The sequence below is a fragment of the [Pseudomonas] carboxydohydrogena genome (assembly GCF_029030725.1).
Classification (GTDB): Bacteria; Pseudomonadota; Alphaproteobacteria; order Rhizobiales; family Xanthobacteraceae; genus Afipia; species Afipia carboxydohydrogena.
The window spans coordinates 813,658-827,918 of record NZ_CP113162.1 but is presented as its reverse complement, the minus strand read 5'-3'; the positions used below and the strand labels follow the sequence as shown (position 1 = coordinate 827,918).

Here is a 14,261-nt window from a genome sequence, read left to right as displayed (position 1 = left end):
CTCGTCCTCGCCATTCGCCCGTTCTCTTCGCTTATCGGCATTCGTGAATACTCTCGTGTGACCAAAGCCAGACGGCGCGCCCTATCCCAGTCCTGCAAGCCAGCGCCCGATCTGATCGATATCCCCCGGCAGCTCGATCGCGAATTCATCCGCGAAATTCCGCCACGCCTCCAGATTGCGCGCTGGAACGCCGATCACGACGGGAATGCCGCGTTCGAGCGCCCTGGCGATCACCCCGCACATGCCGCCACCCTCCGCCTCTATTTTCCCGAACTTGTTCAGGACAAGAAGCGAAGGATTGGTCTCAAAGCCGCGTTCGATTTCCATCGCGGCCTCTAACAACGCCCCCACATCGAGGCGGCACCCTTTGGCGCCCGGACCACGATCATCGAACAGCACCGTGCGACGGCCGCTGACAATATCTTCAAGCACCACATCGCAACTGGGGTCCGCGCCTTCGAACGCCGGAAATTGCAGGACGCCAGCCAGCGCCAGACCGCGCGCCCGGCATTGGCCGACGATCCATTTGAACAACTCGTCCGGATATTTATCGTTCTCGTAGACGATCGCGCCGATCTTGGGCGCGTCGTCCCGGACCGGCTCAATTGCCCGGGCGGAATGCAATGCACACATCGGAATCGACCTCGATACGGCGCGCCCCGATCAATTCGAGGCAATACGGAATGGCGGGGAAAATAGCGTTCAGACAGACGTCGATAGCCGCCGGGCGGCCCGGCAAATTGACGATCAGGGAACGGTTGCGCGTCCCGGCGAGCTGCCGCGACAGGATCGCGGTCGGCACCTGCTCCAGACTGACCCGCCGCATCAATTCGCCAAAGCCGGGCATTTCGCGGCCGATGACCATGCGCGTGCCCTCTGGCGTGAGATCGCGCGGCGCGGGGCCGGTGCCTCCCGTGGTGAGAACCAGATCGCAGCCTTCACGATCCGACAATTCGATCAATGCGCTCGCCACGCTCTCGGCGCCATCGGGCACGATCTTGAAGATGATAAGCCAGTTCGAGCGGATGGCCTTCTTCAGAAAATCGCCAACGGCCTTGCCGCTCTTGTCTTCATAAACGCCTTCGCTCGCGCGGTCGGAGACGACAAGGACACCGATCCGCGCCAGCGTTCCCGATCCGACAAAAGAGTCCGATCCGTCGCGATCGATATCCATGTGGTTCATGAGCAACCTCCATGTCCGCCGCAGGTGCAACCTTCATGAGAGTGGCCGCCCTCCTCCGGCGCAGCCGCCATCGCTTCGTCATGCTTCAGCGACCAGCCGACCATGTAGGTCAGGCATCCAGTGCCGGGATCGCTGGCGCGCTCCAGAACATTCATCAGCCCGAGCCAGTCCTCGCTCTCCGCAAGGCTGGAAAAACGCCGCACCGCTCCGGACGCATACTCACCGACGGTCTCGCCGAACCGGCTGGTCATCGCATCGACGCGGGCCAGCAACGCAACGTCTCCGCACGCAACCAGCGCCTCGGCGGCATTCGCTTCGTCGTCAAAACCGCGTATCACCTCACCGAGCTGCATGGACCGCGCTCCTCTATTGAACCAATGGCGTGTCCGTCGCGACAAGCGAGATGCCCGTGATCTCGGCCTGCCCGGCGAGGATCGAGATGTATTGCGCGAGCGCACGATGCTCGACGCTGGCGGCGAGATAGCCCGCGATCCGTTCTTTCGCGAGTTCGAACGGCAACGTCTGTCCTTCCGCGCGGTGATCCAGCCGGACCACATGATAGCCGTAGCGCGTTTCAGCGATCGCCATCTCGCCCGGCTGCATCCGCTCCAGCGCCGCCTCGAATTCGACCACGGTCTGGCCGCGCGAGATCTGGCCGAGACGGCCGCCCTCAGCAGCCGAGGTCGAGCAATCCGAATGGTTCGACGCCATGTCCGCGAACGAAGCCGGATTGGCCTTCACCGCGGCGAGAATGGTCCCGGCCTGCTCGCGCGCCGCCACCCGGGCCGCCTGATCGTCGCGCGGCGCGGCGATCAGGATATGGGCGGCCTCGTAAAGATCGCCGAGCCGGAAACGCTGAATGTTCTGCTCGTAGAAGCGACGGCAGGCCGCCTCATCCGGCTCCGGCGTCTTGACCTCGCGCTCGACCAATGCGCGCATCGCGGCTTCCTCGGCGGTTTCGCGCCGCCCGTCCGGATCGCACAGCGCTTCGGTCGCGATGCCGAGCCGCGCGGCTTCCTGCAACAACAGCTCGCGCACCACGAGCGCGCGCGCCGCCGCCTGCCAGGCGTGGATCGGCTTGTCGGCCGGATGGTTCTGCACCTCCTGCGCGATGGCTTCGCGGGAAATCGTCACGCCGTTGACGCTGACGGCCTTCGGTTTCGGCAGAGTATTCGAGAGTGAACAATCCATGTCCCTACTCCGCAGGCTGGATCGGCGGTGGAGCAGGCATCCGCGGTGTCGCGACCGGCGCCGGGCCGCTGCCCGGACGGCTGCGCACGACCTGATAACCGCGGCGGCCGAGATACCAGACCGGCGCGCTCCAGATGTGCACAAGGCGCGTGAACGGGAAGACGAGGAAGATCGTCATCCCGAGCATCAGATGCGCCTTGAAGATCGGATGCACGTCGAGGACATAATGCGCCGCATCCGGTTGCAGCGTGACGATGGCCTGCGCCCAGTTCATGAACTTCACCATCTCATGGCCGTCGAGATGACCGGCCGATACCGGAATGGTGGCGAGGCCGAGCAGAAGCTGCGCGAACAGGATCAAGAGGATCGCGGTGTCGCCGAACGACGAGTTGGCGCGGATGCGCGGATCGAACAGCCGGCGATGCGTGAGCAACGAAATGCCGACCAGGCACATCAGACCGGCGATGCCACCGGCGGCCATCGCCAGCATCTGCTTGAAGCTGTGCGATATGCCCATCATGTCGAACACCCAGATCGGCGTCAGCAGGCCGACGAAGTGGCCGCCGAAGATCACCAGGATGCCGACGTGGAACAGGTTGGAGCCCCAGATCAACTGGCGGCGGCGCAACAACTGGCTCGAGCCGCTGCGCCAGGTGTATTGCTCGCGGTCGAAGCGCACGAGACTGCCGAACAGGCAGACGAAAGCGCACAGATACGGATACCAGCCGAAGGCGATGGAATTGATTGTCGTGTACATCTGTCCCTCCTTCTCAGGCTGCCGGTGACTTGACGGCGCGCGAGGCATGGCGGAGCCGCGACTGCAACCCGTCCCGCCCGCATGACGATTGGCTCTGCGCGGCGGGTCCGAAATTGACTTCCTCTTCTTCCCACGCCGCATCGAGCGCCGCGAAGTCCATCGGATCGGGGTCCGGCCCCTTCAACAATTCCTCGACCGCCTCGCGCTCGGGCTGTTGCTCGGCAATCGCGACCAGAGCGTCAAAGACAGCCTTGTAGTTCGACTCGCGGCGCTCCAGCCGCTCGGCGATGGCGGCGAGAATATGCGCGGGCTGCCCCAGCAATTCACGCGCCGCCGCAATCGGCTGGGTCGAGAGGAATTCGAGGAACAGCGGAATGAAATCCGGCAGATCGTTCGCGGTGATGAAGAAGCCGGCATTCTCATACAGCGTCTTCAGATCGACCATGGCCTGGCCACGGTCGCGGCTTTCGCCATGGACATGCTCGAACAGATGCAGCGCCAGCGAACGGCTGCGGTCGAACAGCAGGCCATAGCGTTCCTGTAGATCGTAGAGATCGCCGGCCGCCAGCTCATCGAGCAGCACGTCGAGCTTCTCGCGCGCGGCCAGCGGCACCAGAGCCTCATCATCCAGCACCGCGCCGAACAGCGGCGCGGCTGCAACGAGGTCTTCGGAAGGATAGGTCAGAAGTGCGGACAGCACCTTGAACGTCTTCATCACACCACCTCCATCGGATTCTTGGTCTTGCGCGGCGAGCCGAACAGATTGACCTCGGTTTCGCCGCCGCCGCAGCCATTGCCGAACGAGAAGCCGCACGAGCCGCGCATGTCGTAGGCGTCGGCGCCGAGTTCGCGGTGCGCGGTCGGGATCACGAAGCGGTCCTCGTAATTGGCCAGCGCCATGATCTTGTACATCTCGTCGATCTGCGCGCCCTTGAGGCCAACACGATTGGCAATGGCCTCGTCGATCACGCCGTCCACCGTCTTGGCCCGCATGTAGGCCCGCATCGCCAGCATGCGCTCGAGCGCGAGCGCCACCGGCTCCTCGTTGCCTGCCGTCAGGAGGTTGGCGAGATAGCGCATCGGAATCCGCAGCGAGCGAACGTCCGGCATCTCACCATCGAGACCGATCTTTCCGGCGGACGCCGCCGAGGTGATCGGCGACAGCGGCGGCACGTACCAGACCATCGGCAGCGTGCGATATTCCGGGTGCAGCGGGAACGCGACCTTCCATTCCATCGCCATCTTCCAGATCGGCGACGATTTGGCGGCCTCCAGCCACGCATGAGGAATGCCCTGACGCTCGGCTTCCGCGATCACCGACGGATCGTTCGGATCAAGGAACACGTCGAGCTGGGCCTGATAGAGGTCGCGCTCGTCCGGCTTGCTGGCGGCCTCCGCGATGCGGTCGGCGTCATAGAGCACGACGCCGAGATAGCGGATGCGGCCGACACAGGTCTCCGAGCACACCGTCGGCTGCCCCGCTTCGATGCGCGGATAGCAGAAGATGCACTTCTCGGATTTGCCCGACTGCCAGTTGTAGTAAATCTTTTTGTAGGGGCAGCCCGACACGCACATGCGCCAGCCACGGCACTTGTCCTGATCGATCAGGACGATGCCGTCCTCCTCGCGCTTGTAGATCGCGCCCGATGGGCACGACGCGACGCAAGTCGGATTGAGACAGTGCTCGCACAACCGCGGCAGGTACATCATGAAGGTGTTTTCGAACTGGCCGTAGATGTCCTTCTGCACGCCGTCGAAATTGTAATCCTTCGAGCGCTTGGCGAATTCGCCGCCGAGGATTTCCTCCCAGTTCGGCCCCCACTGGATTTTCTCCAGCCGCTCTCCGGACACCAGCGAGCGCGGCCGCGCGGTCGGCATCGCCTTCATGTCCGGCGCGTTCTGCAAATGCTCGTAATCGTAAGTGAAGGGCTCGTAATAATCGTCGATTTCCGGCAGGTCGGGATTGGCGAAGATGTTCGCCAGCACCCGCCACTTGCCGCCGATGCGCGGCGCGATGGAGCCGTCGCGCCGGCGCACCCAGCCGCCCTTCCAGCGCTTCTGGTTTTCCCAGTCCTTCGGATAGCCGATGCCGGGTTTGGTTTCGACGTTATTGAACCACGCATATTCCATGCCTTCGCGGCTGGTCCATACGTTCTTGCAAGTCACGCTACAGGTGTGGCACCCGATGCACTTATCGAGATTGAGCACCATTGCGATCTGGGCACGGATCTTCATTCTGCGGCCTCCAGGCTTGCGCTCGATGCGGCGACAGGCTCGTCCAGCCAGTCCACCTTTGTCATCTTACGGATGACGACGAATTCATCGCGGTTGGAGCCGACGGTGCCGTAATAGTTGAAACCGTAAGCCTGCTGCACATAGCCGCCGATCATATGGGTCGGCTTGAGCACGACGCGGGTCACCGAATTATGGATACCGCCGCGCTGGCCGGTCTGCTCGGAGCCCGGCATGTTCACGATCTTCTCCTGCGCGTGATACATCATGCACATGCCCTGACGGACGCGCTGCGACACCACCGCACGCGCGACCAGCGCGCCGTTGGTGTTGAACACTTCAATCCAGTCGTTATCGACCAGCCCCGCGTTCTTCGCATCAGCCTCGCTGATCCACACGATCGGCCCGCCGCGCGACAGGGTGAGCATCAGAAGGTTGTCGGTGTAGGTCGAGTGGATGCCCCATTTCTGGTGCGGCGTGAGGAAGTTCAGGACGATCGTCTTGTTGCCGTTCGGCTTGCGGTCGATGACCGGATTGACCGACTTGGTGTCGATCGGCGGCCGATAGACGCAGAAGCCCTCGCCGAATGCCCGCATCCACAGATGGTCCTGATAGAGTTGCTGACGGCCGGTCAGCGTGCGCCACGGGATCAGTTCGTGGACGTTGGTATAGCAGGCGTTGTAGCAGACGCTTTCCGATTCAAGCCCGGACCAGATCGGCGAGGAGATGATCTTGCGCGGTTGCGCGATCACGTCGCGGAAGCGGATCTTCTCGTCCTCCTTCGGGATCGCGAGATGGGTGTGATCGCGGCCGGTGAAGGTGCCGAGCGAACTCCATGCCTTGACCGCGACTTCGCCATTGGTTTCCGGCGCAAGCGAGAGCAGCACCTCGCAGGCGTCGATGTCGGTGTCGATGCGCGGCAAGCCCTTGCTCGGTCCCTCCTCGGTGACGACGCCGTTGAGCCGCTTGAGCAGCGCGATCTCGTGATCGGTATTCCAGCTCATGCCCTTGCCGTTGTTGCCGAGCTTGCTCATCAGCGGGCCGAGCGAGGTGAACTGCTTGTAGATGTTCGGATAGTCGCGCTCGACCACGGCGACAGACGGCATGGTCTTGCCGGGGATCGGCTCGATCTCGCCTTTCTTCCAGTCCTTGACGTCGAACGGCTGCGCTATCTCGCCCGCCGAGTCGTGCATGATCGGCGTCAGCACCACGTCCTTTTCGACGCCGAGCACTTCCGGCGCGACCTTCGAGAACGATTTCGCGATGCCCTTGTAGATCTCCCAGTCGCTGCGCGACTCCCACACCGGATCGACCGCGGCGGTCAGCGGGTGGATGAAGGGATGCATGTCCGAGGTGTTGAGATCGTTCTTCTCGTACCAGGTCGCGGTCGGCAGCACGATGTCCGAATACATGCAGGTGGTGGACATGCGGAAGTCGAGCGTGACGAGAAGGTCGAGCTTTCCTTCCGGCGCTTCCTCGTGCCAGACCACCTCGGACGGCTTGCGGCCGCCGACATCACCGAGATCCTTGCCGAGCACGCCGTGGCTGGTGCCGAGCAGATGCTTGAGGAAATATTCGTGGCCCTTGCCGGACGCGCCCAGCAAATTGGAGCGCCACACGAACAGATTGCGCGGCCAGTTCTTCGGATTGTCCGGGTCCTCACAGGACATCTTCAGTTCGCCGGACTTCAGCGCCTTGGCGACGTAGTCCTTGGCTTCCATGCCCGATGCCGCCGCCTGCTTCGAGATGTCGAGTGGATTGGCCTGCAACTGCGGCGCGGACGGCAACCAGCCCATGCGTTCGGCGCGCACGTTGTAGTCGATCAGCGCGCCGTCCCACGGCCCCATCGGTGCGGTCGGCGACAGCACGTCCTTGACGTCGAGCGTCTCGTAACGCCACTGGTCGGTGTGCGCATAGAACGCCGAGGTCGAGTTCATCTGGCGCGGCGGCCTGCTCCAGTCGAGACCGAAAGCGAGCGGCACCCAGCCCGATTGCGGCCGCAGCTTTTCCTGCCCGACATAATGCGACCAGCCGCCACCGGACTGGCCGACGCAACCGCACATCACCAGCATGTTGATGATGCCGCGGTAGTTCATGTCCATGTGGTACCAGTGATTGAGACCGGCGCCGACGATCACCATCGAACGGCCATTGGTCTTTTCGGCGTTACGCGCGAACTCGCGCGCCACCGTGATGATCTGATCGCGCGGCACGCCGCTGATCTGCTCCGCCCACGCCGGGGTGTAAGGCTCGATCTCGTCGTAACCCTTGGCGATATTCTCGCCGCCGAGGCCGCGATCGATGCCGTAATTGGCGACGAACAGATCGAACACCGAGGCCACCAGCGTCTCGCCATCGGCAAGCTGAAGCGTCTTCACCGGAATGTTGCGCGTCAGCACGCCCGGATGATCGGTGCCACGGAAATGGTCATGCTCGCGATTGCCGAAATACGGAAATCCGACCTTGGCGACATCGTCCTGAATGTCCATCAGCGACATCCGCAGCCTGGTGTCGCCGCCCGCCGCCTTCTCCTCGAGATTCCAGTTGCCCTTTTCGCCCCAGCGGAAGCCGATCGAACCGTTCGGAGCGACGATGCCGCCGCTGACCTCGTCATAGGCGACGGTTTTCCATTCCGGGTTGTTGGCCTCGTTGAGGCCGCCGACGAAATCCGACGCGCGCACGAAGCGATCCGGAATGTAGTGATCGCCCTGCTTCACCAGACGCACCAGCATCGGCATGTCACTGTAGCGGCGCATGTAGTCGTCGAAGTACTCGGTCTTCTTGTCGATATGGAATTCGCGCAGGATGACGTGGCCCATCGCCATCGCCACCGCCGCGTCGGTGCCCTGCTTCGGCGACATCCACATGTCGGCGAATTTCGATGCTTCCGAATAGTCCGGGCAGATCACCACGCTCTTGGCGCCCTTGTAGCGCGCCTCGGTGTAGAAGTGCGCGTCCGGCGTGCGCGTCTGCGGCACGTTGGAGCCCCACAGGATCAGGAATCCCGCGTTGTACCAGTCGGCGCTTTCCGGAACGTCGGTCTGCTCGCCCCAGGTCTGCGGCGAGGCCGGCGGCAGGTCGCAGTACCAATCGTAGAACGACATGCAGACGCCGCCGAGCAGCGACAGATAACGCGCGCCCGAGGCGTAGCTCACCATCGACATCGCCGGGATCGGCGAGAAGCCGAACACGCGGTCGGGGCCGTGAGCCTTCACCGTGTACGCGTTCGCCGCGCCGATGATCTCGTTGACCTCGTCCCAGTTCGCCCGCACGAAACCGCCGAGGCCACGACGCCTGGTGTAGGCGGCGCGCTTCTCGGGGTTCTCGACGATCGACTTCCATGCGGCGACCGGCGTCAGCGTCGCGCGCGCCGCGCGCCACAGCTTCAGCAGCTTTGAGCGCACCAGCGGATACTTCACGCGGTTGCCGGAATACAGATACCAGCTATAGCTCGCGCCGCGCGGGCAGCCGCGCGGTTCATGGTTCGGCAGATCCGGCCGCGTGCGCGGATAGTCGGTCTGCTGGGTTTCCCAGGTGACGATGCCGCCCTTGACATAGACCTTCCACGAACAGGAGCCCGTGCAGTTCACGCCATGCGTGGAGCGCACGATCTTGTCGTGCTGCCAGCGCTTGCGGTAACCGTCCTCCCACGACCTGTCTTCCGTCGTGGTGATGCCGTGACCGCCGGCGAACTCGGTTCTGGTTTTCGTGAAGAACGAAAGCCTGTCTAGAAAATGGCTCATCAGCCTCTCCTTACTGCGCCGGCTGGGCAACCGCCGTTGCGCCACGCCGCTCGACATCATGAAGCAGGCCGCCCTTGCGGGTGTAGACGGCCCAGGTAATCACCACGCAGGTGATGTAGAAGATGAAGAAACCCCACAGCGCCGCTTCCACGCCGCCGGTCATGTCGATCGACGTGCCGAACGACTTGGGGATGAAGAACGCGCCGAACGCTGCGATCGCGGAGGTGAAGCCCGTGATCGCGGCCGATTCCTTCTCCGCCTGACGCGTACGCTCCGCGACATCGCTACCCGGCATCAGGCGGTCCATTTCCTTGCGCATGATGTTCGGGATCATCTGGAAGGTGGACGCGTTACCGACGCCGGTGGCGAAGAACAGCAGAAGGAACATCGCGAAGAAGCCCCAGAACGCACCCGGCTGCTCCTTGATGCCGATGAAGTAGAGAATGCCGAGCACGCCCGCCATCATCAGCACGAACACCCAGAGCGTGACACGCCCGCCGCCCCATCTGTCCGCGATCCAGCCGGTCGCCGAGCGCGACAGCGCGCCGACCAGCGGGCCGAGGAAGACGAAGGGGAGCACGTTGATGTTCGGGAACAGGATCTTCGCCAGCAGCGGGAAGCCCGCCGAGTAGCCGATGAAGGAGCCGAACGTGCCGGTGTAGAGCCAGCACATCACCCAGTTGTGCTTGCGCTGGAAGATCACCGCCTGATCGGCGAACGACGCCTTCGCCGAAGCGATGTCGTTCATGCCGAACCACGCGGCGAAGGCGCTAGCGGCGATGAAGGGCACCCAGACGAAGCCCGCATTCTGCAACCACATCGGCACCTCACGCGGCCCATCCGCGACCATCACCGGATCGCCGCCGAACCAGCCGAGCACACCGGCGGTAATGACGAGCGGAACCACGAACTGCACGGTGCTGACGCCGAGATTGCCGAGACCTGCATTGAGCGCCAGCGCGTTTCCCTTCTCCGAGCGCGGGAAGAAGAAGGAGATGTTGGCCATCGAGGAGGCGAAGTTGCCACCGCCGAAGCCGCACAGCAGCGCCAGCCCCAGGAACACAACGTAAGGCGTCGAGGGCGTCTGCACGGCATAACCGATGCCGACCGCCGGGATCATCAGCGACCATGTCGCGAGCGTCGTCCACAGCCGTCCGCCGAAGATCGGCACCATGAACGAGTAGAATACGCGCAGCACCGCGCCGGAAATACCCGGTAAAGCCGCCAGCCAGAACAGTTCAGCCGTGGTGAACTTGAACCCGACCGAGGGCAGCTTCGCCACCACCACCGACCAGACCTGCCAGATCGCGAACGACAGCAGCAGCGACGGAATTGAAATCCACAGATTGCGCCGCGCGACGGCGCGCCCCTTGGTTTCCCAGAACTCGCGATCCTCCGGCCGCCAGTCGGTGAGCACGACGCCAGCCAGCGCGCCAATATGCTCGGGCTTGTGGATCTCCTCCATTTCGGGGAACTGCGGCAGCTTCCGCAGCGCCTCGCCGGCGAGACCGCGCTCCATCTGGCGCACCGCCAGATGCATCCAGAGCAGCGACACCGTGACGATCAGGAACAGCAGCATGAAGCAACTGGTCCACAGCCCGGTGAGGTCGTTCAGCGCACCGAAGGCGATCGGCAGCACGAAACCGCCGAGGCCGCCGATCATGCCGACAAGGCCGCCGACCACGCCGACATTGTCGGGGTAGTAAACCGGGATATGCCGGAACACCGCCGCCTTGCCCAGCGCCATGAAGAAGCCGAGCACGAACACCGTTATCGTGAACGGCACCACGCCCATTTCAAGATGGAAGCCGACCGAGCCGGTCACGGTCCGCACGACATAATCCGTCGGCGGATAGGACAGGATGAAGGTACAGGCGACACCGACCAGCAAAGACCAGTACATCACCCGCCGCGCGCCGTAGCGATCGGAGAGATGCCCGCCATAGGCGCGGAAGATCGACGCCGGGATGGAGAACATCGCCGCGATCATGCCGGCGGCCTTGAGATCGACGCCGTAGACGTTGATGAGATATTGCGGCAGCCACAGCGCGAGCGCCACGAACGCGCCGAACACGAAGAAATAATAGAGCGAGAAACGCCAGACCTGAATATTCTTGAGCGGGGCGAATTCGAGCCACATGCTCTTCGGCTTCTCGCCGCGCGCGCGCCGCGCGCGCATCACCGGGTCCTCTTCCGAGAAGACCCAGAAGATGACCGCCATCACCGCGAGCACAGCCGCCCAGACCTGCGCGACCATTTCCCAGCCGAACGCGACCATGACGAACGGAGCGAGGAGCTTCGTCACCGCGGCGCCGACATTACCCGCTCCGAAGATGCCGAGTGCGGTGCCCTGCTTGCCCGCCGGATAGAATCTCGAGACGTAGGCGACGCCGACCGCGAACGAGCCGCCGGCAACGCCGACAAAGAACGCCGCGACCAGGAATTGCGGATAGGTGTGCGCCCAGGTGAGGAAATAGGTCGCGACTGCGGCCGCCAGCATCACAATGGTGTTGACGCGACGCCCGCCATACTGATCGGTCCACGCGCCGAGGACGAGGCGGATCAGCGACCCGCTGAGGATCGGCAAGCCGACCAGCAGGCCGAACTCGGTCTCATTGAGGCCGAGCTTCTGCTTGATGCTGATGCCGATGATGGAGAAGATCGTCCAGACTGCAAAGCAGATCGTGAACGAAATCGTCGACAGCCAGAGTGCTCTGCCACGCGCGGCACCGGTTTGAGATGATTCGTCCACAGCACCTCTCCAAATCTGTTGCGAGAGGAAATTGAGTGCTGCATGGCACAATTGATTTGCGGTGGATCAAGATAGTATTTTCAGCCTCGAATTATATGAAAGTACACATTTCCGAATGATCTTATGTGCACCGCAAAGTGACATTTGCTAAATTCGGATTTGATAAAAATCACACCTCGACCGCCACCGTAAGTGGAGGGCCGGCCTTGCGCACTGACGATATCAAACAGTTACAGGAACTGCCGATGTTCTCCGGAATGAGTCCGGAAAATCTCGGACGTCTTTTTGACGCAGCATTGTTACAGAAATTTCCGGCAGGCGTCGTTCTGATCCATGAAAACACCCAGGCCGATTTTCTGCATGTCCTGATCGACGGCCTTGCCGAAATCTATACCGAGCAGGATGGCGGAGAATGGGGCATCTCGCTGGTTAATCCGGTCTCCGCTTTCATTCCCGCGGCCATCATCAGCCACCAGCCCTATCTGAGTTCGGCGCGAACGCTGCTCGAATCGCGCGTTCTGCTGATTCCCGCCGAGCGGGTCCGCGAGGTATTCGCCCAGGACATCGTCTTCGCCCGCGTGATCGCGAAAGAGCTTGCGCGCGCGTATCGCGGCTCGGTCAAGAAACTCAAAGGGTACATGGCCAGATCGAGCGTCGAACGGCTGGCCAACTGGATACTGGCCGAAGCCCAGAAGGATACCCATCAGGGAAACGTCGTCATCCCATTCGACCGGGGCACGCTGGCATCGCATATCGGCACCACGCGGGAAAACCTGTCGCGCAACCTTGCGTATCTGACGGACCACGGCGTGCGGATTCGCGGGCGGGAAATCGTCATCGACGACAAGAATCAGCTCACCCTGTTCGCGCGGCCCCAGCGGTTGATCGACGACCCCGCGTCCTGAAACCGCACTCCCCGCCATCACAAAGAACACCGCACCCCCCGATATTGCGCTAACGCAAGGCGGACGGGGCGGATTTGCTGAATGCTGCTTCGCGATCCTGATATTCGGAAGATCGCGCATGACAGTTCCACGACTTCTTCAGATGCGATCCGGCCTTAACCGCCGGTATGGCGAAGAACGTCTGCCGCGCTACACCAGCTATCCGACCGCGCCTTACTTTTCCGAATCGATCACACAGCATACGTACCGCCAATGGCTTGCGGGAATTCCGCGAGACAAAACGGTGTCGCTTTATCTGCACATTCCGTTCTGCCAATCCATGTGCTGGTATTGCGGCTGCAACACCACCATCGTCCGGCGTCACGAGCCCGTCGCCGAATATCTCGCAGCATTGAGCCAAGAGATCGAGATGGTGACGGACCATATTGGGCAGCGGCTCAAGGTCGGCGCGGTGCATTTCGGTGGAGGCACGCCGACGATCATGACGCCGGACCAGTTCTCGGACCTCATGACCGTCCTGAGACGAAAATTCGATTTTCTGCCCGGCGCCGAAATCGCCATCGAGATCGACCCGCGCAGGCTGACACCCGAGATGGCGCGCGCACTCGGCGCCAACGGCGTCACGCGGGCAAGCCTCGGCGTGCAGAGTTTCGATCCCGCCGTCCAGCAGGCCGTCAACCGCATTCAGAGTTTTGAAGACACCGCCGCCGTGACCGAAGGACTGCGGGCGGCAGGTATCAACAGCATCAATTTCGACCTGATCTACGGCCTGCCACACCAGACGGTGGCGTCGTGTTTCGATACCGTTCAGAAATGCATGCAGCTTCGCCCCGACCGCTTCGCGGTTTTCGGCTACGCTCATATCCCGACATTCAAGAAGCATCAGCGCAAGATCGAGGAGACAGCGCTTCCGGATGGCGAGCAGCGCCACCTTCAGACCAACATGATCGCCCATTGCCTGACCAATGCAGGCTACCGGCAGATCGGCCTCGATCATTTCGCCCTTCCCGCCGACAGCCTGACGACGGCACAGGCGGCAGGACACCTGCACCGCAACTTTCAGGGCTACACCACCGACGACAGCGACATCCTGATCGGCTTCGGCGCCAGCGCCATCGGGCGGCTGGAACAGGGTTACGTTCAGAACGAAGTCGCGCCCCTGACCTACCGGACGCAGATCGGCAACGGCAACCTTCCGACACGGAAGGGTTATGCGCTGAGCGACGACGACCGCCTGCGCGCGGACATCATCGAACGGATCATGTGCGATTTTCACGTCGACTTGCAGCAGGCCTGCGCAAGACACGGCACAAGGCCGGAGACAGTGCTGCGATCGGCCGACCGCCTGGACATGCTGATCGCCGATGGCATCGTCCGGCTTGAAGGACCTGTGCTTTCGGTCGCGGACGACACACGTCACCTCGTGCGCAGCGTCGCCGCCGCATTCGACGCCTATCTCGGAACCTCCGGCCCGGTCTATAGCCGCGCGGTGTGACGC

The 14,261-nt window shown here is 62.7% G+C and carries 11 protein-coding genes; 2 read left to right on the top strand and 9 right to left on the bottom strand.

Features of this window, described 5'->3' with window-relative positions; genetic code table 11:
• Positions 1-81: 81 nt before the first annotated feature.
• From AFIC_RS03960 to AFIC_RS03920, 9 genes are read right to left on the bottom strand one after another with little or no spacing between them, the layout of a single operon-like run.
• Complete coding sequence (locus AFIC_RS03960; RefSeq protein WP_275247864.1) at positions 82-633, bottom strand: DUF2478 domain-containing protein; 552 nt, start codon at positions 631-633, stop codon at positions 82-84.
• Positions 602-1,183 (bottom strand): molybdopterin adenylyltransferase, encoded by a 582-nt coding sequence (gene mog, locus AFIC_RS03955; protein ID WP_420833362.1) that lies wholly within the window; start codon positions 1,181-1,183, stop codon positions 602-604. The genes AFIC_RS03960 and mog overlap by 32 nt, the downstream gene beginning before the upstream one ends.
• Positions 1,180-1,536, bottom strand: a complete 357-nt coding sequence (locus AFIC_RS03950; protein ID WP_009337359.1) for a hypothetical protein — start codon at positions 1,534-1,536, stop codon at positions 1,180-1,182. Before AFIC_RS03950 ends, mog begins: the two co-directional genes overlap by 4 nt.
• Positions 1,537-1,549: 13 nt before the next feature.
• A complete protein-coding gene (locus AFIC_RS03945; RefSeq protein ID WP_275247863.1) occupies positions 1,550-2,374 on the bottom strand; it encodes a peptidylprolyl isomerase in 825 nt (274 codons plus the stop codon).
• A gap of 4 nt (positions 2,375-2,378) precedes the next feature.
• Positions 2,379-3,131, bottom strand: a complete 753-nt coding sequence (gene narI, locus AFIC_RS03940) for a respiratory nitrate reductase subunit gamma (RefSeq protein WP_275247862.1) — start codon at positions 3,129-3,131, stop codon at positions 2,379-2,381.
• A gap of 13 nt (positions 3,132-3,144) precedes the next feature.
• Positions 3,145-3,846, bottom strand: a complete 702-nt coding sequence (gene narJ, locus AFIC_RS03935) for a nitrate reductase molybdenum cofactor assembly chaperone (RefSeq protein WP_275247861.1) — start codon at positions 3,844-3,846, stop codon at positions 3,145-3,147.
• The gene (narH, locus tag AFIC_RS03930; RefSeq protein WP_275247860.1) at positions 3,846-5,366 is read right to left on the bottom strand and encodes a nitrate reductase subunit beta; all 1,521 of its coding nucleotides are present in this window, start codon (positions 5,364-5,366) and stop codon (positions 3,846-3,848) included. Before narH ends, narJ begins: the two co-directional genes overlap by 1 nt.
• Positions 5,363-9,106 carry a nitrate reductase subunit alpha gene (locus AFIC_RS03925; protein WP_275247859.1) on the bottom strand — a complete coding sequence of 1,248 codons (3,744 nt, stop codon included), beginning with the start codon at positions 9,104-9,106 and terminating at the stop codon, positions 5,363-5,365. Before AFIC_RS03925 ends, narH begins: the two co-directional genes overlap by 4 nt.
• A gap of 10 nt (positions 9,107-9,116) precedes the next feature.
• Entirely contained in the window at positions 9,117-11,858 is a 2,742-nt protein-coding gene (locus AFIC_RS03920) for a nitrate/nitrite transporter (RefSeq protein WP_275247858.1), read from the bottom strand.
• A gap of 206 nt (positions 11,859-12,064) precedes the next feature.
• On the opposite strand from AFIC_RS03920, the gene AFIC_RS03915 reads away from it, so the two are divergent.
• Together AFIC_RS03915 and hemN are read left to right on the top strand one after the other, a co-directional pair.
• A complete protein-coding gene (locus AFIC_RS03915; protein WP_275247857.1) occupies positions 12,065-12,763 on the top strand; it encodes a cyclic nucleotide-binding domain-containing protein in 699 nt (232 codons plus the stop codon).
• Positions 12,764-12,905: 142 nt separating this feature from the next.
• Positions 12,906-14,258, top strand: a complete 1,353-nt coding sequence (gene hemN / locus AFIC_RS03910) for an oxygen-independent coproporphyrinogen III oxidase (protein WP_420833381.1) — start codon at positions 12,906-12,908, stop codon at positions 14,256-14,258.
• Positions 14,259-14,261 lie beyond the last annotated feature (3 nt).